The organism is Streptomyces sp. CA-251247 (assembly GCF_050952975.1).
Classification (GTDB): Bacteria; Actinomycetota; Actinomycetes; order Streptomycetales; family Streptomycetaceae; genus Streptomyces; species Streptomyces achmelvichensis.
In genome coordinates, this window is the sequence record NZ_CP191861.1 from 5,860,612 (window position 1) to 5,880,533 (window position 19,922).

Annotated in this window: 13 protein-coding genes; 9 read left to right on the forward strand and 4 right to left on the reverse strand. The window is 70.8% G+C overall.

The features are described from left to right. Positions 1-370 precede the first annotated feature (370 nt). The 3 genes from ACQPWZ_RS26135 (at position 371) to ACQPWZ_RS26145 (ending at position 6,013) form a co-directional block, all read left to right on the forward strand. Positions 371-589, forward strand: coding sequence for a hypothetical protein (locus ACQPWZ_RS26135; RefSeq protein ID WP_313943858.1), 219 nt, complete (start codon positions 371-373; stop codon positions 587-589). Positions 590-845: 256 nt separating this feature from the next. Beyond that, positions 846-4,397, forward strand: coding sequence for a chromosome segregation protein SMC (smc, locus tag ACQPWZ_RS26140; protein WP_433572514.1), 3,552 nt, complete (start codon positions 846-848; stop codon positions 4,395-4,397). 197 nt (positions 4,398-4,594) lie between these two features. Further along, positions 4,595-6,013, forward strand: coding sequence for a sugar porter family MFS transporter (locus tag ACQPWZ_RS26145; RefSeq protein WP_340475639.1), 1,419 nt, complete (start codon positions 4,595-4,597; stop codon positions 6,011-6,013). Positions 6,014-6,090: 77 nt separating this feature from the next. Here the strand turns inward: ACQPWZ_RS26145 and ACQPWZ_RS26150 are convergent, their stop codons facing one another. Then, on the reverse strand, positions 6,091-7,065 hold the full coding sequence (locus ACQPWZ_RS26150) for an LLM class flavin-dependent oxidoreductase (RefSeq protein WP_433572515.1): 975 nt from the start codon (positions 7,063-7,065) through the stop codon (positions 6,091-6,093). A 134-nt stretch (positions 7,066-7,199) separates the two neighbouring features. Next, positions 7,200-8,660, reverse strand: a complete 1,461-nt coding sequence (locus ACQPWZ_RS26155; RefSeq protein ID WP_433572516.1) for a cytosine permease — start codon at positions 8,658-8,660, stop codon at positions 7,200-7,202. A gap of 174 nt (positions 8,661-8,834) precedes the next feature. Between ACQPWZ_RS26155 and ftsY the strand changes: the two genes are divergently transcribed. Beyond that, positions 8,835-10,058, forward strand: coding sequence for a signal recognition particle-docking protein FtsY (gene ftsY, locus ACQPWZ_RS26160; protein WP_340475643.1), 1,224 nt, complete (start codon positions 8,835-8,837; stop codon positions 10,056-10,058). A gap of 92 nt (positions 10,059-10,150) precedes the next feature. Here the strand turns inward: ftsY and ACQPWZ_RS26165 are convergent, their stop codons facing one another. Next, a complete protein-coding gene (locus tag ACQPWZ_RS26165; protein ID WP_340475644.1) occupies positions 10,151-10,804 on the reverse strand; it encodes a bifunctional DNA primase/polymerase in 654 nt (217 codons plus the stop codon). A 427-nt stretch (positions 10,805-11,231) separates the two neighbouring features. Here ACQPWZ_RS26165 and nsdA point away from each other — a divergent pair, with 427 nt between their 5' ends. The 5 genes from nsdA to ffh all read left to right on the forward strand — a co-directional run bounded on the left by nsdA (position 11,232) and on the right by ffh (position 18,877). Continuing rightward, positions 11,232-12,704, forward strand: a complete 1,473-nt coding sequence (gene nsdA, locus ACQPWZ_RS26170) for a transcriptional repressor NsdA (RefSeq protein ID WP_433572517.1) — start codon at positions 11,232-11,234, stop codon at positions 12,702-12,704. A gap of 339 nt (positions 12,705-13,043) precedes the next feature. Beyond that, positions 13,044-14,399 carry an ammonium transporter gene (locus ACQPWZ_RS26175; RefSeq protein ID WP_433572518.1) on the forward strand — a complete coding sequence of 452 codons (1,356 nt, stop codon included), beginning with the start codon at positions 13,044-13,046 and terminating at the stop codon, positions 14,397-14,399. After that, the gene (locus ACQPWZ_RS26180; protein WP_313943849.1) at positions 14,396-14,734 is read left to right on the forward strand and encodes a P-II family nitrogen regulator; all 339 of its coding nucleotides are present in this window, start codon (positions 14,396-14,398) and stop codon (positions 14,732-14,734) included. Before ACQPWZ_RS26175 ends, ACQPWZ_RS26180 begins: the two co-directional genes overlap by 4 nt. Positions 14,735-14,753: 19 nt before the next feature. Further along, on the forward strand, positions 14,754-17,222 hold the full coding sequence (locus tag ACQPWZ_RS26185; RefSeq protein ID WP_433572519.1) for a [protein-PII] uridylyltransferase: 2,469 nt from the start codon (positions 14,754-14,756) through the stop codon (positions 17,220-17,222). A gap of 104 nt (positions 17,223-17,326) precedes the next feature. After that, entirely contained in the window at positions 17,327-18,877 is a 1,551-nt protein-coding gene (gene ffh / locus ACQPWZ_RS26190) for a signal recognition particle protein (RefSeq protein WP_433572520.1), read from the forward strand. A 160-nt stretch (positions 18,878-19,037) separates the two neighbouring features. Here the strand turns inward: ffh and ACQPWZ_RS26195 are convergent, their stop codons facing one another. Beyond that, complete coding sequence (locus ACQPWZ_RS26195; protein ID WP_433572521.1) at positions 19,038-19,874, reverse strand: methyltransferase domain-containing protein; 837 nt, start codon at positions 19,872-19,874, stop codon at positions 19,038-19,040. Positions 19,875-19,922 lie beyond the last annotated feature (48 nt).

Genomic DNA, 19,922 nt, shown 5'->3' on the forward strand with positions numbered 1-19,922 from the left:
GCCCCGGCCGTCGCGGAACGCATGCCTCCGGCACCTGTCCGTGGCAGAAACAGCCTGGTGGTTGCCAAGAAGGGCTTGTCATGCCAGGCTGCGGCCGTAAGGATGATCTCCACGCCCCTCGGCCCCGGAGAAGAGGCTCCACCGCGTGTTGCGCGGCAGCGAGCGCCCGGGTTCGCCCTTGATACGGGGTGTGATCGTGTTGACCGTCAAACTTTTTGGTGAGACTCTGGAAGCCCCGCGCACCTTAGCTGTTTGGCAGTACGAACCGCAGCGACATGAGCACCAATAGCACTGTCGAGCACCGCGGGTGCGATTCCCTCACGACCCACACCGCTTCCGGTCGGTCACTCAGTGTGGAGGACCATCCATCATGGCAAAGGCGCTTCTCGGTTACGTCGGCGGCTCCGACCCGCGACTCCTCGCCGAGATGCGACGGCTTCAGCAGCGCGTCCAGGACCTCGAATCCGAGCTTGTACGGATCCAGTCCGAGAACGACGCGCTCAACGCTGCCGTCGCCAAGCACCCTGGAGAGTCGCTGCTTGACGGCATCGACATCGACGTACCCCAGGCGGAGCCCGCGCTCACCTGACAGAGCTCGGTCACGCCGGTAGATCAACCGCACAAGATATGCAAGGGACGCTTCGGCGTCCCTTCTTTCTTTCCCCCCGGCGTCCTACAGTCCTTCTTCTACCGCGTGATCTGCCCTGCGCCCTCATGGGTGAAACCGTGAGCCGCCCGCCGTCCCGGATGGCGAGACCGAGCGCACCCGCGAACTGTCCCTGGGGGCAGGCCGGGACGGGCCGGGTCCGGCGGTCCGAGCGAGGCGAAAGGTAGAGTCCGGCTGCGTGCACCTCAAGGCCATGACCCTGCGCGGGTTCAAATCCTTTGCCTCCGCCACGACACTGCGGTTCGAGCCGGGCATCACCTGTGTCGTCGGCCCCAACGGCTCGGGCAAGTCCAACGTCGTGGACGCGCTGTCCTGGGTCATGGGCGAGCAGGGGGCCAAGTCGCTGCGCGGCGGCAAGATGGAGGACGTCATCTTCGCCGGGACGACCGGGCGCCCGCCACTGGGCCGCGCCGAGGTCTCCCTCACGATCGACAACTCCGACGGCGCTCTGCCGATCGAGTACGCCGAGGTCACCATCACGCGGATCATGTTCCGCAACGGCGGCAGCGAGTACCAGATCAACGGTGACACCTGCCGGCTGCTCGACATCCAGGAGCTGCTCTCCGACTCCGGCATCGGCCGCGAGATGCACGTCATCGTCGGCCAGGGCCAGCTCGACTCCGTCCTGCACGCCGACCCCATGGGGCGGCGGGCGTTCATCGAGGAGGCCGCCGGGGTCCTCAAGCACCGCAAGCGCAAGGAGAAGGCGCTGCGGAAGCTGGACGCGATGCAGGCCAATCTCGCCCGCGTCCAGGACCTGACCGACGAACTGCGGCGGCAGCTCAAGCCCCTCGGACGGCAGGCCGCGGTCGCCCGCCGCGCCGCCGTCATCCAGGCGGACCTGCGCGACGCCCGGCTGCGGCTGCTCGCCGACGATCTCGCACAGCTCAGGCAGGCGCTGAGCACCGAGGTCGCCGACGAGGCCGCGCTGAAGGAACGCAAGGAGGCGGCCGAGGCCGAACTCAAGGCCGCGCTCGGCCGGGAGGCCGATCTCGAGGACGAGGTGCGGCGGCTCGCGCCGCGGCTCCAGCAGGCACAGCAGAGCTGGTACGAACTCTCCCAGCTCGCCGAGCGCGTCCGCGGCACCGTCTCGCTGGCCGACGCCCGGGTCAAGAGCGCGACCGCGCAGCCCGCGGAGGACCGGCGCGGCCGCGATCCCGAGGACATGGAGCGTGAGGCCGCCCGGATCCGTGAGCAGGAGGCCGAGCTGGCGGCCGCGCTGGACGCGGCGGAGCGCGCCCTGGAGGACACCGTCGCGCACCGCGCCGATCTGGAACGGGAACTCGCGGTCGAGGAACGCCGGCTCAAGGACGTGGCCCGTGCCATCGCGGACCGTCGCGAAGGACTGGCCCGGCTGGGCGGCCAGGTGAACGCCGCCCGCAGCAGGGCCGCTTCGGCGCAGGCCGAGATCGACCGGCTGGCCGCCGCCAAGGACGAGGCACAGGAGCGGGCGGTCGCCGCGCAGGAGGAGTACGAGCAGCTCCAGGCCGAGGTCGACAGCCTCGACGCCGACGACACGGAGCTGGGTGAGCGGCACGATGCGGCCAAGCGGGAACTGGGCGAGGCCGAGGCGGCCCTGAGCTCGGCCCGCGAGGAACTCACCGCGGCCGAGCGCAAGCGCGCCGCTGTCGCCGCCCGGCGTGAGGCGCTCGCGCTGGGCCTGCGCCGTAAGGACGGCACCGGTGCCCTGCTGGCGGCGAAGGACCGGCTCGGCGGACTGCTCGGACCGGCGTCGGAGCTGCTCACGGTCGCACCCGGCCATGAGGTACCGGTGGCGGCGGCCCTCGGCGCGGCCGCCGACGCCGTCGCCGTCTCCACCACGGCGACGGCCGCCGAAGCACTGCGGCTGCTGCGCAAGACCGATGCCGGGCGCGCCGCCATACTGCTGGCCGGCGGCCCCGAGACCGCCGAGGAACGGCACCCGGACGGCCCTGTGTACGCCGCCGATCTGGTGCGTGGGCCCGAGGAACTGATGCCCGCCGTGCGCTCGCTGCTGCGGGGCATCGTCGTCGTCGGCACGCTGGAGGACGCCGAGGACCTGGTCCACGCACGGCCCGGACTCACCGCCGTGACGGCCGAAGGCGATGTTCTCGGCGCGCACTTCGCGCAGGGCGGCTCGGCCGGTGCGCCGAGTCTTCTGGAGGTACAGGCTTCCGTCGACGAGGCCGCCGCCGAGCTGGAGGAGCTCGCCGTGCGGTGCGAGGAACTGGCGGCCGCCCAGCAGCAGGCGGCCGGGCGGCGCACCGCATGTGCCGGGCTCGTCGAGGAGTTGGGGGAGCGCCGCAGGGCGGCCGACCGGGAGAAGTCGGCGGTCTCCGGCCGGCTGGGCCGGCTCGCGGGTCAGGCGCGCGGCGCCGCGGGTGAGGCCGAGCGGACGACCGCGGCCGTCGCCCGGGCGCAGGAGGCGCTGGAGCGGGCCCGCGGGGAGGCCGAGGAACTGGCCGAACGGCTGCTGGTCGCCGAGGAGACGCCCGTCGAGGAGGAGCCCGACACGCATGTACGGGACCGGCTCGCCGCGGACGGCGCCAACGCGCGGCAGACCGAGATGGAGGCCCGGCTCCAGGTCCGTACGCACGAGGAGCGGGTGAAGGGGCTCGCCGGGCGGGCCGACACGCTCGACCGCGGAGCGCGCGCCGAACGCGAGGCGCGGGCACGGGCCGAACAGCACCGCGCACGGCTGCGGCACGAGGCGGAGGTCGCCGCCGCGGTGGCGAGCGGCGCCCGCCAGCTGCTGGCCCATGTCGAGGTCTCACTGGTGCGCGCCGAGGCAGAACGGGTCGCGGCCGAGGCGGCGAAGGCCGAGCGGGAGCGGGAGCTGACGGCGGCCCGCACCGAGGGCCGCGACCTCAAGAGCGAGCTCGACAAGCTCACCGACTCGGTCCACCGGGGCGAAGTGCTCGGCGCCGAGAAGCGGATGCGGATCGAGCAGCTGGAGACGAAGGCGCTCGAAGAGCTCGGTGTGGAGCCCGCCGGGCTGGTCTCGGACTACGGGCCGGACCAGCTCGTGCCGCCGTCGCTGCCGGCCGAGGGCGAGGAGCTGCCGGAGGACCCGGACCACCCGCGCAACCAGCCGCGACGTTTCGTCCGCGCCGAACAGGAAAAACGCTTGAAGTCGGCCGAACGGGCGTATCAGCAGCTCGGAAAGGTGAATCCGCTGGCCCTTGAGGAGTTCGCGGCGCTGGAGGAGCGCCACAAGTTCCTCTCGGAGCAGCTCGAAGACCTGAAGAAGACGCGGGCCGACCTGCTTCAGGTGGTGAAGGAGGTGGACGAGCGCGTCGAGCAGGTCTTCACGGAGGCCTTTCGCGACACCGCCCGGGAGTTCGAGGGCGTCTTCTCCCGCCTCTTCCCCGGGGGCGAGGGACGGCTGATCCTGACCGACCCCGACAACATGCTCACCACGGGTGTGGACGTGGAGGCCAGGCCGCCGGGCAAGAAGGTCAAGCGGCTCTCCCTGCTGTCGGGAGGCGAGCGTTCGCTGACCGCGGTGGCGATGCTGGTGTCGATCTTCAAGGCGCGGCCGAGCCCGTTCTACGTGATGGACGAGGTCGAGGCGGCGCTCGACGACACCAACCTCCAGCGCCTGATCCGCATCATGCAGGAGCTCCAGGAGTCGTCCCAGCTGATCGTGATCACGCACCAGAAGCGGACGATGGAGGTCGCGGACGCGCTGTACGGCGTGTCCATGCAGGGCGACGGAGTCTCCAAGGTCATCAGTCAGCGCCTCCGCTGACAACTCTTCAACTCTTGAACTGAAGTCGACACGCCTGTGTCCCAAATCCGTTGGCGGTGAGGTATTGACTTCGAAACTTGAACGAATAGTCTCTGCAACGTTGCTTTTACCTTCAAGTGGTGGGCCGCATGAAGTTGTGCGCCACTTGAAGGGCTCGCCCCCCACGCCCGGCGCTGCCGGAGGCCCCAGGAGTACACGTGACCAGCACTGAGCCACCACCGGCATCGGGCGCCCGTGAGGCCCACCCCGACCACCTCGGGCATGTCATCTTCATCACGGCCTCGGCCGCGATGGGCGGATTCCTCTTCGGCTACGACAGTTCGGTCATCAACGGAGCCGTCGAAGCCATCCGCGACCGCTACGACATCGGGTCCGGAACCCTCGCCCAGGTCATCGCCATCGCCCTGATCGGCTGTGCCATCGGCGCCGCCACGGCCGGCCGTATCGCCGACCGCATCGGCCGCATCCGCTGTATGCAGATCGCCGCCGTGCTCTTCACGATCAGCGCCGTCGGCTCGGCCCTGCCGTTCGCCCTCTACGACCTCGCCTTCTGGCGCATCGTCGGCGGTTTCGCCATCGGTATGGCCTCGGTCATCGGCCCCGCCTACATCGCCGAGGTCTCCCCGCCCGCCTACCGCGGCCGGCTCGCCTCCTTCCAGCAGGCCGCGATCGTCATCGGTATCGCCATCTCCCAGCTGGTGAACTACGGCATCCTCCAGATCGCCGACGGCGACCAGCGCGGTGAGATCGCCGGCATCGAGGCCTGGCAGTGGATGCTCGGCGTCATGGTCGTCCCGGCCGTGCTCTACGGACTGCTCTCCTTCGCGATTCCCGAGTCGCCCCGGTTCCTCATCTCCGTGGGCAAGGTCGCCAGGGCGAAGGAGGTCCTCGCCGAGGTGGAGGGCACGAAGATCGACCTGGACGCCCGGGTCGCCGAGATCGACCGGGCCATGCGCCGGGAGCACAAGTCGACGTTCAAGGACCTGCTGGGCGGGCGCTTCGCCTTCCTGCCCATCGTGTGGGTCGGTATCGGCCTCTCGGTCTTCCAGCAGCTCGTCGGCATCAACGTCGCGTTCTACTACTCCTCGACGCTCTGGCAGTCCGTCGGCATCGACCCGACCGACTCGTTCTTCTACTCGTTCACCACGTCGATCGTGAACATCATCGGCACCGTGATCGCGATGGTCCTGGTCGACCGGGTCGGCCGCAGGCCGCTCGCCCTGGTCGGCTCCGCAGGTATGGCCATCGCCCTCGCCGTCGAGGCCTGGGCCTTCTCCGCCGACCTCGTCGACGGCAAACTCCCCGACACCCAGGGCCTCGTCGCCCTGATCGCGGCCCATGTCTTCGTGCTCTTCTTCGCCCTCTCGTGGGGTGTCGTCGTGTGGGTCTTCCTCGGCGAGATGTTCCCGAACCGGATCCGCGCCGCCGCTCTCGGTGTCGCCGCGTCCGCGCAGTGGATCGCCAACTGGGCCATCACCGCGAGCTTCCCGAGCCTGGCGGACTGGAACCTCTCGGCCACCTACATCATCTACACATTCTTCGCCGTGCTCTCCATCCCCTTCGTGTTGCTGTTCGTGAAGGAGACCAAGGGCAAGGCGTTGGAGGAGATGGGCTAATCCCCGCTGCCCCTCTCCTCTTCACGGAACTGCCCCGGCTCGCCGATCGAGCCGGGGCAGTCCGCCGTCACCGGGCCTTACGCAGCGGTCAGCCGGGGAATCACCTGTTCGGCGAAGAGCTGGAGCGAACGCCATCCCTCGTCCAGCGGCATCCCGCCGCACAGCGGATGCAGGACCAGGCTGTCGGCCCCGAGACCCACGCACTCGTCGGGCGTGACGACCCGGTACACCCCCTCGGCGCGCAGCTCCTCGACCGTCGTCGCCTTCGACCGCACCGCCGAGCGGATGTCCGCGGACTGCCAGGAGGCGTACGTGCGCGCCTCGTGCAGGAAGTGCTCGCCGAACTCCGCCCAGGTGCGGTCGGGATCCTCGGACAGATGCAGCAGCGGGGTCTTCTCCGCGGGCATCATGCAGAAGCCGTCCGTGCCGTACTGCGTGCGCAGTTCCTGGTAGTACGCCTCCAGTTCGGGCAGATGCGCGCTCGGGAAGAACGGCAGCCCGAGACGGGCCGCCCGCCGCGCGGCCGCCTTCGAGGAGCCTCCGACCAGCAGCAGGGGATGCGGCTGGGTGTACGGACGCGGGGTGACCTGGACCGTACGGCCGCGGTAGCTGAACGGCTCGCCCTTCCAGGCCGTCAGCAGCGTCTCCAGCAGTTCGTCCTGAAGCGCGCCGCGCCGGCTCCAGTCGGCTCCCAGCTGCTCGTACTCCTCCGGCCGGTAGCCGATGCCCGCGACGGTGACGAGCCGGCCGCGCCCGATCAGGTCGAGCACGGCGATGTCCTCGGCCAGCCGGAGCGGATCGTAGAGCGGGCCGATGATCGCGGAGACGGTGACCGCGATGCGGCTCGTGCCGCCGAGCACGGCTCCGGCGAACACGAAGGGGGAGGGCAGCCAGTTGTTGACCGCGCCGTGGTGCTCCTCGGTCTGGATGGTGTCGATACCGCGGTCGTCGGCGTACGCGGCCATCTCCAGCGCCGCGCGGTAACGGGCCGCGAGCGTCTCGGGGGTCGCGCCGGGATCGACGAGATTGAAGCGGGCCACTGTGAAGGCCATGGGGACATCCCCCTCCACCGGTTGTGAACCTGGCGAGGGAGGACGTTAGCTGACGTGATGTCAGATTCCCAGGGCCTGGACCGGCCGGCCTTCCGGCGGCGGGGGAGGAGCGTGGCTCACAGGCCCCGCCGCAGTCAGAGCGACAGGCGTACGGGTTCGGCTTCCGCCGCTTGTGTGCTCGCCGCGGCCGGGGTCCCGGTCCGGGGCAGCACCGCGTAGAGCGCCGCCGCCACCACGATCGTCACTCCCCAGCCGAGACCGTTCTCGCCGAGCCACGACGAGGCGAGCGGTCCCGAGAACCAGTCGACCTTGGTGAACAGCAGACCCACCAGCAGCGCGGCGGCCCAGGACGCCGTCGCCTGCCAGGCGAAACCGCCGCGGTACCAGTAGGCGCTGGTGCGCGTGGTGTCCATCAGGGCCGCGCCGTCGTACTCCTTCCGGCGCAGCATGTCCACGCCGAAGACACCGATCCACGCGGAGAACGCCACCGCGAGCAGCGTCAGGAACGAGATGAACGAGCCGGTGAAACTGGTCGCCACCACCATCAGCAGGAAGCCGAGGACCAGGCTGATGACCGCGTTCACACTGACGGCCCAGGTGCGCGGGACCCGGATGCCCAGGGTCTGCGCGGTGAAGCCCGCCGAGTACATGGACATGGAGTTGATCAGCAGCATGCCGACCAGGGCGATCAGCAGATAGGGCACGGCGAGCCACAACGGCAGGATCTCGCCGATGAACGCCACCGGGTCGGTGGCACGCGCCAGGTCCGGAGTCGAGACCGCCATCACCGCGCCCATCAGCACCATCGGCAGGACGACGATCCCGGCGCCGCCGATCGTCGAGCCGACCACCGCGCGGCTGGACGCCGTCCGCGGCAGATAGCGGGTGAAGTCCGGGCCCGAGGGGACCCAGCTGATGCCGCCCGCCGCGATCGTGCCGATGCCGGCGATCATCATCGCCGTCGACCCGGCCGGCTTGTCGAAGACCGCCGACCAGTCCGTGTGAGTGACCAGGTGGACCAGGACGAGCACGCTGAAGGCGCCGAAGAGATAGGTCGACCAGGTGCTGCACCGCCGCAGGGCGTTGATGCCCAGCCCCGACACGAGGAAGGTGCAGGCGACGAAGAGCAGCAGCGTCACGATGATCAGCGCGGTGTTGCTGCGTACGCCGAAGAGCAGATCCAGCACGGTCAGCACGGCATAGGCGCCGGTCACCGCGTTGATCGTCTCCCAGCCCCAGCGCGCCACCCAGATCAGCGAGCCCGGCAGCAGATTGCCGCGCTGCCCGAAGACCGCGCGGGACAGGGCCATGCCGGGGGAGCCGCCCCGCTTGCCCGCCACGGATATCAGGCCGACGATGCCGTACGAGACGACGGGGGCCGCGATCGCGACGACCAGGACCTGCCAGAAGTTCAGACCGTTGAACACCACCAGACCCGCGCCCATCGTGAGCAACAGCACACTGATGTTGGCGGCGACCCAGGTGGGGAACAGTTCGCGGACGTGGCCTGTGCGCTCCCCGTCGGGGACGGGTTCGAGGCCGCGCGTCTCGACCGCGCTCTCTGTCGCGCCTTCGGCATCGGAGGCGTGGGGCATGGGGGAGCTCCGTGAAGAGGGTGGGGGGACTCCGGGACAGTGCCGGTGCCGGCGGAAAACCGGAGTCACCAGCATCGTATGTACCCCCCAAAAGGTCCAAATACAGTCCGAGGTCCCTGAAGGACCGTCCGACGCCGCCGCGGCCGAAGAGTCGTGGCCGATACTGGGTGGGTTATGGAAATCGTCATCCTTGCCGTAGTCATCGCCCTGGTCGCTCTCGGCGCGATCAGCGGTCTCGTGGTCAGCAGCCGCAAGAAGAAGAAGCTGCCGCCCTCGGCGCCGTCGAGCACGCCGACCATCACCGCTCCGCCCGCCGAGCCGCATGTCGGCGACGAGGCGGAGACACCGCGGGACGAGCCACGCCGAACCATCGAGGAGGTCGACCTCCCGTCGGCCGAGGAGGCCGCCGACACGCCGGTCGCCGTCGAGGACCCGGTCGTCGCCGAGCCCCCCGCCCCCGCGATCGAGATCCCGGAGCCCACCGCCGGCCGGCTCGTCCGGCTGCGCGCCCGCCTCGCCCGCTCGCAGAACTCGCTCGGCAAGGGGCTGCTCACGCTCCTGTCCCGCGAGCACCTCGACGAGGAGACATGGGAGGAGATCGAGGACACGCTGCTCACCGCCGACGTCGGTGTGGCGCCGACCCAGGAGCTCGTCGAGCGGCTGCGCGAGCGGGTCAGGGTGCTCGGCACGCGTACGCCGGACGATCTGCGCAACCTGCTCCGCGAGGAGCTGCTGGCGCTCATCGGCACCGACGTCGACCGTGAGGTCAAGACCGAGAGCGGCCTGGACACCCCGGGCGTCGTCATGGTCGTCGGTGTCAACGGCACCGGTAAGACCACCACGACCGGCAAGCTCGCCCGGGTGCTCGTCGCCGACGGCCGCTCGGTCGTCCTCGGCGCCGCGGACACCTTCCGTGCGGCGGCGGCCGATCAGCTCCAGACGTGGGGCGAGCGCGTCGGCGCCCGCACCGTGCGCGGACCCGAGGGCGGCGACCCGGCCTCGATCGCGTTCGACGCCGTGAAGGAAGGCATCGCCGAGGGCGCCGACGTGGTGCTCATCGACACGGCGGGCCGGCTGCACACCAAGACCGGCCTGATGGACGAGCTCGGCAAGGTCAAGCGCGTGGTCGAGAAGCACGGCCCGCTGGACGAGATCCTGCTGGTCCTCGACGCCACGACCGGTCAGAACGGTCTCGTGCAGGCGCGGGTGTTCGCGGAGGTCGTGGACATCACCGGCATTGTGCTGACCAAGCTCGACGGCACCGCCAAGGGCGGCATCGTCATCGCGGTCCAGCGTGAGCTGGGCGTACCGGTGAAGCTGGTGGGTCTGGGCGAGGGTGCCGACGACCTGGCGCCGTTCGAGCCGGAGGCGTTCGTCGACGCGCTCATCGGGGAGTGAGGAAGAGCCGGGGCGAGCCCCGGACAGTGGACGCACGAGGGCGGGGCCGGAGTATCCGGCCCCGCCCTCGTGCGTCGGTTGCCCTGCGGGCCTCAAGCCGCCGAGCGGTGGCAGATGTACGCCAGCGTGCCCAGCAGCAGCCGCGCCTGCGGCGGCGCGACGGCGGTGTCCAGCGAGGGCGCCCGCAGCCAGCTGACCGGTCCGAGGCCCGCGTGGTCGGAGGGCGGCGCGGTGATGTGACTGCCCGGCCCCAGGCAGTGCAGATCGAGCCCGGCGTCGTCCCAGCCCATCCGGTAGAGCAGGTGCGGAAGTTCGGCGGCGGCGCCAGGCGCCACGAAGAACTGGCAGCGCCCGTCCGGAGTCGCCGAGACCGGGCCCAGCGGCAGTCCCATCCGCTCCAGACGCACCAGCGCGCGCCGGCCGGCCGGTGCGGCGACGTCCAGGATGTCGAAGGTGCGGCCGACGGGCAGCAGCACGGCCGCACCGGGTACCTCCGCCCACGCCTTGGTGACATCGTCCAGCGTCGCGCCGGCCGGGATCTCGGGTGCGTAGCCCAGGGGATGAGCCCCGGGGGACGCACACTCCGGGACGCCGCACGAGCAGTCGCCGGACGCCGCCCGCGCCCCTGGCACGACGGCCCAGCCCCACAGGCCGGTGTACTCCGCCACCACGGTGCACTCCGTGGTGCGGCCGCGGCGTCGTGAGCCGGACCGGATGTCCCGCATGCCGCCGATAGTGAAGCCCATGCCCCCTCCAACGGGTTGCGCTCGCCGGTGGTTACGACCTGAAGTCTCCTCGTTACACAGCGTCGCAATCGGTGAAGCTCCGACGGCGCACTGTGGTGCGAGGAGTGGTGCGGACCGGGCCGCGCGCCCCTGCGCGCATCGCTCCGCTCCCTCTCGATCGTCCCGTGTCAAGTGAATCGCGCCTGACCGCAAGGGAGTTCATTCGAAGGGGTGGCGAATGGTGGCGTTTCTGCAATCCCACTCGCTGAGTCGGTGATCGTAGGATTACTTTCAGTGCACGAACCCTGGAAGTGTGTGTACTCACGGGTATGCCGGAGGCAATTCGGCTTCCCGTTCGAAGGAGTGCATCCACCGTACGGAGAGCCGCAACTCGCGGCATTCTGGTAGGGGTTCGCGCGACAGGGCATCAGTGGATGGGGGCGTTCCAGTGGACGGCAGCGGCGCCGGTACGAATACCGGCAAGCGCCCGAACGAGCAGCTGAGTTCGTGGTTCGTGCGCAGCGGTTGGTCCAAGGGCGAGCTGGCACGCCAAGTCAACCGCCGGGCGCGGCAGATGGGCGCCCACCACATCAGCACCGACACCTCGCGGGTGCGGCGCTGGCTCGACGGCGAGCAGCCGCGTGAGCCGATTCCGCGGATCCTGTCGGAACTGTTCTCGGAGCGCTTCGGCAGCGTCGTCGCGATCGAGGACCTCGGTCTCCGCTCCGCGCACCAGTCACCCTCGGTGTCCGGCGTGGATCTTCCCTGGGCGGGCCCGCAGACCGTCGCCCTGCTCAGCGAGTTCTCGCGCAGCGACCTCATGCTGGCGCGGCGCGGCTTCCTCGGGACATCGCTGGCACTGGCTGCGGGACCCGCCCTCGTCGAGCCCATGCAGCGCTGGCTGGTGCCCTCGCCCGCCTCCGAGCAGACCGGATCCGAGCCCACCGCTGGCGGGCGCAGGGGCTCCCGGCTCTCCGGTCCCGAGCTGGACCTGCTCGAATCCACCACCGCCATGTTCCGCCAGTGGGACGCCCAGTGCGGCGGCGGGCTGCGCCGCAAGGCGGTCGTCGGCCAGCTGCACGAGGTCACCGACCTGCTCCAGGAACCGCAGCCGCAGGACACGTCCCGGCGTCTGTTCGTCTGCGCGGCGGAACTCGCCGAGCTCGCCGGCTGGATGAGCTACGACGTGGGCCTCCAGCCCACCGCGCAGAAGTACTTCGTGCTGGCGCTGCACGCCGCCAAGGAGGCGGGCGACAAGCCGCTCGGCTCGTACATCCTGTCGTCGATGAGCCGTCAGATGATCCACCTGGGACGGCCCGACGACGCGCTGGAGCTCGTCCACCTCGCCCAGTACGGCAGCCGCGACTGCGCCACCCCGCGCACCCAGGCCATGCTGTATGCGATGGAGGCCCGCGCGTACGCCAACATGGGCCAGCCCAGTAAGTGCAAGCGGGCGGTCCGGATGGCCGAGGACACCTTCTCCGACGCCGGCATCGACGGCGAGCCCGAGCCCGACTGGATCCGGTTCTTCTCCGAGGCCGAGCTCAACGGCGAGAACGCCCATTCCTACCGCGACCTGGCCTATGTGGCCGGCCGCAGCCCCACCTACGCCTCCCTCGCCGAGCCGGTCATGGAGCGTGCCGTCGACCTCTTCGGCAAGGACGACGAGCACCAGCGGTCGTACGCACTGAATCTGGTCGGTATGGCGACGGTCCATCTGCTCAAGAGGGAGCCCGAGCAGTCGACGGCCCTCGCGTCCCAGGCCCTCACCGTCGCCAAGCGGGTCCGTTCCGAGCGGGTCAACACCCGGCTCCGCAAGACCGTGGACACCGCCGCCCGTGACTTCGGTGACGTGCCCGAGGTCGCCCACCTCACCGACCTGCTGACCTCGCAGCTGCCCGAGACCGCGGAGGCCGTCTGAGGGCCGCGTCCCCCGACACCCGGCTCCCGCGTCCCCTTGTACTCCGGCCGCGGCGATCACCCCGACAGCCCGACTCGGCTCCCCCGTGCCAGGTCAATCGGGTGACCGCCGCGGCCGGTCCGTGATGTGCGCAGAGGATACGCCCGGGCCACATCCTTGAGCCGTCAGTTCATGGCTGCGTAACACGCCGGACCTCTTCGTCACTGCGGCGAAACATCGTGCGGCATTGTCGGAAACCGCGCTGCGCCAACCTCATGGCGCATAACCGGCTCGCCCGAATCGCTCAGGCTCCGGAAGTTTCCCGGCACCCGCCGCCGCACCGACGACGAGGAGACGCCGATGCCTCCAGGCATCTCGACGCTTGCCGCAGACGCACCCACGCTGTCTGCCGCCAACACCGGCTTCATGCTCATCTGCTCCGCCCTCGTGATGCTGATGACGCCGGGCCTGGCCTTCTTCTACGGAGGCATGGTCCGCGTCAAGTCCACGCTGAACATGCTCATGATGAGCTTCATCAGCCTGGGGATCGTCACCATCCTCTGGGTCCTGTACGGATTCAGCCTCGCCTTCGGCACCGACCACGGCTCCCTCATCGGCTGGTCGTCCGACTATGTGGGGCTGAGCGGCCTCGGCCTCACCCAGCTGTGGGACGGCTACACCATCCCGGTGTACGTCTTCGCCGTCTTCCAGCTGATGTTCGCCATCATCACCCCCGCGCTGATCAGCGGTGCGCTCGCGGACCGGGTGAAGTTCACCGCCTGGGCGCTGTTCATCACCCTGTGGGTCACCGTGGTCTACTTCCCGGTCGCCCACTGGGTCTGGGGCGCGGGCGGCTGGCTCTTCGAGATGGGGGTCATCGACTTCGCCGGCGGTACCGCCGTCCACATCAACGCGGGTGCCGCGGCTCTCGGCGTGATCCTCGTCATCGGCAAGCGCGTCGGCTTCAAGAGGGACCCGATGCGGCCGCACAGCCTTCCGCTGGTGATGCTGGGCGCCGGCCTGCTGTGGTTCGGCTGGTTCGGCTTCAACGCCGGCTCGTGGCTCGGCAACGACGACGGCGTGGGCGCCGTGATGTTCGTCAACACCCAGGTCGCCACCGCCGCCGCCATGCTCGCCTGGCTGGCGTACGAGAAGATCCGCCACGGTGCGTTCACCACCCTCGGTGCCGCCTCCGGTGCGGTCGCCGGTCTCGTCGCCATCACGCCCTCCGGCGGTGCCGTGAGCCCGCTCGGCGCCATCGCGGTGGGCGCCATCGCCGGTGTGCTGTGCGCCATGGCCGTGGGCCTGAAGTTCCGGTTCGGCTACGACGACTCCCTCGACGTCGTCGGTGTCCACCTCGTCGGCGGTGTCGTCGGATCCCTGCTGGTCGGCTTCTTCGCCACCGGCGGAGTGCAGTCGGACGCGAAGGGCCTGTTCTACGGCGGCGGACTCGACCAGCTCGGCAAGCAGGCCACCGGAGTCTTCGCGGTCCTGGCCTACTCTCTGGTGGCCTCGGCACTCCTCGCCTTCGTCATCGACAAGACGATGGGCATGCGGGTCGACGAGGACGTCGAGGTCTCCGGCATCGACCAGGACGAGCACGCGGAGACCGCGTACGACTTCAGCGGAGCGGGCGGCGGCGCCGGGTCCCGCAAGGCAGCCCCCGGGCCGAGTGACGCCGTTTCCGCAGCGCCGAACAAGAAGGTGGACGCATGAAGCTCATCACCGCAGTCGTGAAGCCGCACCGGCTGGACGAGATCAAGGAGGCCCTCCAGGCCTTCGGCGTCCAGGGGCTCACGGTCACCGAGGCCAGCGGATACGGCCGCCAGCGCGGCCACACCGAGGTCTACCGCGGTGCGGAGTACACGGTCGACCTCGTACCGAAGATCCGCATCGAGGTGCTGGTCGAGGACGAGGAGGCCGAACAGCTCATCGATGTGGTGGTCAAGGCCGCCCGAACGGGCAAGATCGGTGACGGCAAGGTGTGGAGCGTTCCCGTCGAGACGGCGGTACGAGTGCGCACGGGCGAACGCGGCCCGGACGCGCTGTAGGACGAAAGGGAGCTGCCGGGTGACGAGCCTCGAAGTGACGACCGACGCGGAAGACTCGGGACCCAGCGGCTACGCGGCGGCCCGGCTGCACCTTCTCACCGAGAAGGAGCAGTCCGGGCCGCCGCGCCGTGCGGCCCTCGCCGGCCTCACGGACCGGTGGCTGGCCGCGCTGTTCGGCACGGCCTGCCAGGAGGCCGGGGTGCGCGGCGCGGCGCTCGTGGCCGTCGGCGGCTACGGGCGGGGTGAGCTCTCCCCGCGCAGCGACCTGGACCTGCTGCTGCTCCACGACGGCTCCGCGGGCTCCGGCGCGATCGCCACGCTCGCGGACCGCATCTGGTACCCGGTGTGGGACCTCGGGCTCGCCCTCGACCATTCCGTACGCACCCCGGGGGAGGCCCGCAAGACGGCGGGCGAGGACCTGAAGGTCCAGCTCGGGCTGCTGGACGCCCGCCCGGTCGCCGGTGATCTGGGGCTGGTCTCCGCGCTGCGAACCACCGTCCTCGCCGACTGGCGGAATCAAGCCACCAAGCGGCTGCCCGAGCTGGACGAGCTGTGCCGGGAACGGGCAGAGCGCCAGGGCGAGTTGCAGTTCCTGCTGGAGCCCGACCTCAAGGAGGCACGCGGCGGGCTGCGGGACGCCACCGCACTGCGGGCCGTCGCCGCGTCCTGGCTCGCCGACGCGCCGCGCGAGGGCCTCGCCGATGCGCGCCGGACCCTGCTCGACGCCCGCGACGCCCTGCACCTGGTCACCGGACGGGCCACCGACCGCCTCGCCCTCCAGGAGCAGGACCAGGTCGCCGCCGAGCTCGGCCTGCTGGACGCCGACGCCCTGCTGCGCCAGGTGTACGAGGCGGCCCGGACCGTCTCGTACGCCACCGATGTCACCTGGCGCGAGGTGAACCGCGTCCTCAAGGCGCGGTCCGTACGCCCCCGGCTGAGGGCCATGCTCGGCGCGGGGCGCCGGCCGGAGCCGGAGCGCACCCCGCTGGCCGAGGGCGTCGTCGAGTTCGACGGCGAAGTGGTGCTCGCCCGCACCGTGAAGCCCGAACGCGACCCCGTGCTGCCACTGCGGGCCGCCGCGGCCGCCGCCCAGAACGGGCTCCCGCTCTCCCTGCACGCCGTCCGGCGGCTCGCGGCCGCCACCCGCCCGCTGCCCGTGCCGTGGCCCGCCGAGGCCCGCGAGGAGCTCGTCACCCTGCTCGGGGCCGGTGAGTCCACCGTCGCCGTCTGGGAGGCGCTGGAGGCCGAAGGACTGATCACCCGCCTGCTGCCCGACTGGGAGCGGGTGCGGTGCCGGCCGCAGCGCAACGCCGTGCACACCTGGACCGTCGACCGGCACCTCGTCGAGGCAGCCGTCAAGGCCTCCGCGCTGACCCGCCGCGTCCACCGCCCCGACCTGCTGCTGGTCGCGGCCCTGCTGCACGACATCGGCAAGGGCTGGCCCGGCGACCACTCCGTGGCGGGCGAGACCATCGCCAAGGACGTCGCCACCCGCATCGGCTTCGACCGCGCCGACGTCGCCGTCATCGCCACCCTCGTCCGTCACCATCTGCTGCTCATCGAGACAGCCACCCGGCGCGATCTGGACGACCCGGCGACCGTGGCCTCCGTCGCGGCCGTCGTGAAGTCCCCGGGCACCCTGGAGCTGCTGCACGCCCTGACCGAGGCGGACGCGCTGGCCACCGGGCCGGCCGCCTGGTCGACCTGGCGCGGCTCGCTCGTGACCGACCTGGTCAAGCGGGTCGCCGGCGTCCTCGCGGGGGAGGCCCCCGAGGAGCCCGAACCCACCGCGCCCAGCGCGGAGCAGGAGCGGCTCGCCGTCGAGGCGCTGCGCACCGGCGGCCCGGTGCTCTCGCTGCACGCACAGGCCGAGAACCCCCAGGGAGAGCGGGAGGAGGAGGGTGAGGGTGAGCCGGAGCCGGTCGGTGTGGAGCTGCTGATCGCCCTGCCGGACCAGCCGCGTGTGCTGCCTGCCGCGGCCGGAGTCCTCGCCCTGCACCGGCTCACGGTCCGTGCCGCGGATCTCAGCGCCGTCGAGCTGCCGAGCGCGGTGGGGCCGGGGTCCGTCCTCGTCCTGAACTGGCGGGTCGCCGCCGCCTTCGGTTCGCTGCCGCAGGCCGCCCGGCTGCGGGCCGACCTCGTCCGCGCCCTGGACGGTTCGCTGGACATCGCGTCCCGCCTCGCCGAACGCGAGGCCGCCTATCCGCGGCGCCGCGGGGTGCAGGCCCCGCCGCCCCGGGTCACCGTCGCCTCCGCGGCCTCCCGGCACGCCACCGTGATCGAGGTCCGCGCCCAGGACGCCCCCGGGCTGCTGCACCGCATCGGTCACGCCCTGGAAACGGCCGGCGTACGGCTGCGCAGCGCCCATGTCTCGACGCTCGGCGCCAACGCGGTCGACACGGTCTACGTCACGGCCGCGGACGGGTCGATGCTCTCCGACACCCGCGCGGCCGAAGTGGCGCGAGAGGTGGAGCAGGCGCTGCGCTGACCGGTGTCCGGAAAGCTCCTGACGGGCCTGGTAACGCAATTTGTGCGGCCGGATACCCTGGGGGGCGACTGACTCAGCCCCCGACCCGAGGATCTGCGACCACCGTGTTCGATACCCTTTCCGATCGTCTCAGTGCGACGTTCAAGACTCTCCGCGGTCGGGGCCGCCTGTCCGAGGCGGACATCGACTCCGCAGCACGCGAGATCCGTATCGCGCTGCTCGAAGCGGACGTCGCCCTTCCCGTGGTCCGTGCGTTCATCGCGAACGTCAAGCAGCGGGCCATGGGCGCCGAGGTCTCGAAGGCGCTGAACCCCAGCCAGCAGGTCATCAAGATCGTCAACGAGGAGCTCATCGGCATCCTCGGAGGCGAGACCCGCCGGCTCCGCTTCGCCAAGCAGCCCCCGACCGTGATCATGCTCGCGGGTCTCCAGGGTGCCGGTAAGACCACCCTCGCGGGAAAGCTCGGCCTCTGGCTCAAGGGACAGGGCCACTCCCCGCTGCTCGTCGCCTGTGACCTCCAGCGGCCCAACGCCGTGAACCAGCTCGCGGTGGTCGCCGAGCGCGCCGGCGTCGCGGTCTTCGCGCCGGAGCCGGGCAACGGCGTCGGCGACCCGGTCAAGGTCGCCAAGGACTCCATCGAGCACGCCAAGGCCAAGCAGTACGACGTGGTCGTCGTCGACACCGCCGGCCGTCTGGGTATCGACCAGGAGCTGATGCAGCAGGCCGCGGACATCCGCGACGCCGTCAGCCCCGACGAGGTCCTCTTCGTCGTCGACGCCATGATCGGTCAGGACGCGGTCAACACCGCCGAGGCCTTCCGCGACGGCGTCGGCTTCGACGGCGTGGTGCTCTCCAAGCTCGACGGTGACGCCCGCGGTGGTGCGGCGCTCTCCATCGCGCATGTCACCGGCCGCCAGATCATGTTCGCCTCGAACGGCGAGAAGCTGGACGAGTTCGACGCGTTCCACCCGGACCGCATGGCGTCCCGCATCCTCGGCATGGGCGATGTGCTCAGCCTGATCGAGAAGGCCGAGCAGACCTTCAGCCAGGAAGAGGCCGCCAAAATGGCCTCCAAGCTGGCGAGCAGCAAGGGCAAGGACTTCACGCTCGACGACTTCCTGGCCCAGATGGAGCAGGTCCGCAAGATGGGCTCCATCTCCAAGCTGCTCGGGATGCTGCCCGGCATGGGGCAGATGAAGGACCAGATCAACAACATCGACGAGCGCGAGGTGGACCGCACCGCCGCGATCATCAAGTCGATGACCCCGGCCGAGCGCCAGGACCCGACGATCATCAACGGCTCGCGCCGTGCCCGTGTCGCCAAGGGCTCCGGTGTCGAGGTCAGTGCCGTGAAGAACCTGGTGGAGCGGTTCTTCGAGGCCCGCAAGATGATGTCGCGCATGGCGCAGGGCGGGGGGATGCCGGGCATGCCCGGGATGCCCGGCACGGGTGGTGGCCCCGGCCGTCAGAAGAAGCAGATCAAGCAGGCCAAGGGCAAGCGCAAGAGCGGCAACCCGATGAAGCGCAAGGCCGAGGAGGAGGCCGCCGCGGCCCGCCGCGAGCAGGCCGCCGCGCAGGGCGGTGCCTTCGGCCTCCCGGGCGGTCAGGACCAGGACTTCGAACTGCCGGACGAGTTCAGGAAGTTCATGGGCTGACGGCTCACACGCACGACGCGAGGGGTCCACGGCCGGCAGGCCGTGGACCCCTTTCGCGTCTCTCGCGCCGGGCCGCACCCGCCAGGGATGCGCCCGGCCGCTCACGACCCTCGTCAGCGCCGCTGACCGTCCCCTCCCGCCGGAGGGGACGGTTCGCGTCTCAGGGGGTCCGGGCTATCAGATAGCGGAAGACGTTCGGCATCCACACCGTCCCGTCACCGCGGACGTACGGATGCAGCGTCTCCGCCATCTCCTTGCGGACCTGTGCCAGGTCCGTGGCGCGCACCGCCGCCGAGAAGAGCCCGGTCGACAGCAGTCCCCGCACCGCACTGTCCAGGTCCGCGTACCCGAAGGGGCACGCCACCCGGCCCGAGCCGTCCGGTTTCAGGCCCGCCTTCGAGGCCACGTCCTCCAGGTCGTCCCGCCGCGCGGGCCGCCAGCCACTGCCGCGCATCCGCTCGGCCACCCGCAGCACGCCCGCGGTGGCGCAGCGCTCCGGCGGTCCCCACCCGGTGAGCACCACCGCGCTGCCGCGCTCGCCGAGCTCCACGGCCTCTTCCAGCGCCGGTCCGAGCCCCTCGGTGTCACCGGCGACGCAACCGATCGGCTGGAACGCCGTGATCATGTTGTACGGGGACCCAGCCGCGCCGGCCGCGTCCCTCACCTCGCCGTCCACCACGTCGACGTCCGGCGCGGCCGCGCGCGGTCCGTCGTCGGGTGCCATCCGTTCCTTCGCCAGGGCGAGCCGCTCCCGGTCCGTGTCGACGCCCGTCACGCTCGCTCCGCGCGAGGCGGCGATCAGCAGGGCGAGACCGGAGCCGCAGCCGAGGCCGAGCAGCCGGGTCCGTGAACCGACCTCCAGGCGTGAGTACACCGCTTCGTACAGCGGCACCAGCATCCGTTCCTGGATTTCGGCCCAGTCCCGGGCCCGTGCGCACGCCTCGGCGGGCGTCGGTGACGCCGTACGGGGTCGGTGTCGGACGAGCGTTGGTGTCATGGAAAGCGCCCCAATCCGCCGTGTGTGGCCGAGTACTGGACTGCCCCC

Excerpts from the sequence above, each read along its gene's own strand:
- ACQPWZ_RS26135 (WP_313943858.1), top strand. The coding sequence starts at position 371 with ATGGCAAAGGCGCTTCTCGGTTACGTCGGCGGCTCCGACCCGCGACTC.
- ACQPWZ_RS26150 (WP_433572515.1), bottom strand. The coding sequence starts at position 7,065 with ATGGCCTTCACAGTGGCCCGCTTCAATCTCGTCGATCCCGGCGCGACC.
- ACQPWZ_RS26155 (WP_433572516.1), bottom strand. The coding sequence starts at position 8,660 with ATGCCCCACGCCTCCGATGCCGAAGGCGCGACAGAGAGCGCGGTCGAG.
- ftsY (WP_340475643.1), top strand. The coding sequence starts at position 8,835 with ATGGAAATCGTCATCCTTGCCGTAGTCATCGCCCTGGTCGCTCTCGGC.
- ACQPWZ_RS26165 (WP_340475644.1), bottom strand. The coding sequence starts at position 10,804 with ATGGGCTTCACTATCGGCGGCATGCGGGACATCCGGTCCGGCTCACGA.
- ACQPWZ_RS26175 (WP_433572518.1), top strand. The coding sequence starts at position 13,044 with ATGCCTCCAGGCATCTCGACGCTTGCCGCAGACGCACCCACGCTGTCT.
- ACQPWZ_RS26180 (WP_313943849.1), top strand. The coding sequence starts at position 14,396 with ATGAAGCTCATCACCGCAGTCGTGAAGCCGCACCGGCTGGACGAGATC.
- ACQPWZ_RS26195 (WP_433572521.1), bottom strand. The coding sequence starts at position 19,874 with ATGACACCAACGCTCGTCCGACACCGACCCCGTACGGCGTCACCGACG.